Origin of the sequence: uncultured Microbulbifer sp., assembly GCF_947498635.1 — a bacterium.
In the GTDB taxonomy this organism is placed as follows: Bacteria; Pseudomonadota; Gammaproteobacteria; order Pseudomonadales; family Cellvibrionaceae; genus Microbulbifer; species Microbulbifer echini.
The window spans coordinates 1-2,037 of sequence record NZ_CANMKV010000087.1 but is presented as its reverse complement, the minus strand read 5'-3'; the positions used below and the strand labels follow the sequence as shown (position 1 = coordinate 2,037).

Below are 2,037 nucleotides of genomic sequence, written 5' to 3'. Positions count from 1 at the left end.
CTCGCGGATCTGCTCAATCGCCAGAATAGGGCACTGATTGGCCATGAAATTGTGAGTTTTGGTGAGGCCGAAGAAATTAGCCCCGGCCTGTGGGAAATCGGCCACTTGCTGCGCGGGCGCCTTGGCACCACGCCGACTAATCACCCGGCGGGCACGCGCTTTGTATTACTCGAGCGCAACACCCTGAACTTTATTGCCACCGAGCGCTACAATCTCGGCCAGACATTCACCTTCCGCGCCACCAGTATCGGCAGCGGCAAAGAGACCACCACCAGCGGCACCTTCACCGGCGCCAGTCACACCGAACCAGCCCCAGCCAATCTCAGCGCGCACCGTACAAATGGCCAGCTGGTGATCCAATGGCACGGAGTAGGGCGCCTCGGCGGCCGCGCCGCCTACGATCAAAGCCAGTTTTTTAGCGGTTACCGGGTAACCGTCAACGGGCAGAGCACCGACACCAGCGCAACCACACTCACCCTCGCAGACCCAGGCCCCGCGACGATCACCGTCAGCCAGCTCAACAGCACCACCGGCCCAGGTCCGGTTGCACAGATCAGCGTATAAGCAGGAAACAAACCCCATGAGCACTACACCCAATAACGGCATCCCCTACGCCCAGGAAGGCACCCTAGACCCCGCCGTCAGCCTCAACCAAGCCCTGGACACTATCGACGCACTGCTACAGATCGAAGTGCAAGGTATCCAAAACGATCCCCCAGAAACGCTCACCGACGGCAGCCGCTATATCGTTGCTACCGGCAGCGGCGACTGGGCAAACCAAGACGGCCAGCTCGCCCGCTATGTGGCGGACCCCGGCTACTGGCAATTCTTTCCCGCCAAGGTCGCGCTCAATCAGGCCGACAGCCTGCTGTATATCAACACCAGTAGCGGCTGGCAGGTGGCCAACCGCCCGGAGACTTTGCCGCAGATTACGGGGGATACGGGCACGGATTTAGCGGGGGTTGTTGGGCAGATGTTGGCAGCATTGAGCGGGGTTTACTGGGATAATCAAGCCACCTAGCTTGCTTTGACTATCAGGGATCAAAAGCCCCTTCATATATCCACAGAAAAAAGATACTAACCTTTTGACTTTTAAGGGGTTTTCAAAAGGATATATAGCAGCGAAAATGCCGGGATATGATGCGGCTGCAATATATCCACTTATGTACGCTGGTACCAACGGCCGGTAACCTGATGTTTCTACAGGGTTTTCTTTAAATCGTTGCCGAAAGGAGTCTGTGGATATAGTGGTGGGTGATATATTGCAGCTGCTTTTGAATACACTGTTATGCAACTAAGGAGAGAATGTGGGAATAATTTCACCGTATAAGAGAACCGCTAGAATTTTTACAGATAACACCTATTCAGATTCTGGCAAATGGATGTATGTACTTCATGATAAGTACGCAGACTCTCCAGATAATTTTGTTCGGGCGTTCCAACTAATACAAAAAGATATATTGGATCTTTTTAGTTATATTGAGCCGTCGGATACAAACCTGAATACACACTCGCATCGGATTCATGAATTGTTGCTTAGAACTTGTGTCGAGGTAGAGGCTAACTGTACAGCGATACTAAGAGAAAACGGATATGTTCGATCTGGTAACTGGAATATGAGCGACTATAAGAAAATCGAACAGAGTCATTATCTATCTCAATTTGAAGTAAAGGTACCTAATTGGCTTGGTGGCTCTGGTGTTAGAAAGCCTTTTTCATCATGGGCTTCAGCTGGGTCGCTTAGTTGGTATACTGCTTACAACAGTACAAAACATGATCGCCATATAAACTTTACTCAAGCCAATTTTGAAAATCTTGTCGATGCAGTTACGGGGCTGGCGGCGCTGTTAGCCTCCCAGTTTCTCAATCACGATTTTTCTCCTGCGGGTATGGGGCAGTCTGTCAATCCTGGAGGCCCAAGTGACGGCTTTGAATCAAGTATTGGTGGTTTTTTTAGGCTTAAGGAGACTCTGAAAAATAGCTTTCTAACTCTGCATTAGGTTTCACACAGCAAAAAAATGAATGTTTTTTAGTCAA

General features: G+C 50.5%; 3 protein-coding genes. All 3 read left to right on the top strand.

What is annotated here, in order from left to right:
• On the top strand, positions 1-564 hold a 564-nt coding region (locus Q1A69_RS19840), incomplete at its 5' end, for a hypothetical protein (RefSeq protein ID WP_299589572.1).
• Positions 565-580: 16 nt separating this feature from the next.
• A complete protein-coding gene (locus Q1A69_RS19835) occupies positions 581-1,021 on the top strand; it encodes a DUF2793 domain-containing protein (protein WP_299589570.1) in 441 nt (146 codons plus the stop codon).
• Positions 1,022-1,307: 286 nt separating this feature from the next.
• Positions 1,308-2,000 (top strand): hypothetical protein, encoded by a 693-nt coding sequence (locus Q1A69_RS19830; RefSeq protein ID WP_299589568.1) that lies wholly within the window; start codon positions 1,308-1,310, stop codon positions 1,998-2,000.
• Positions 2,001-2,037 lie beyond the last annotated feature (37 nt).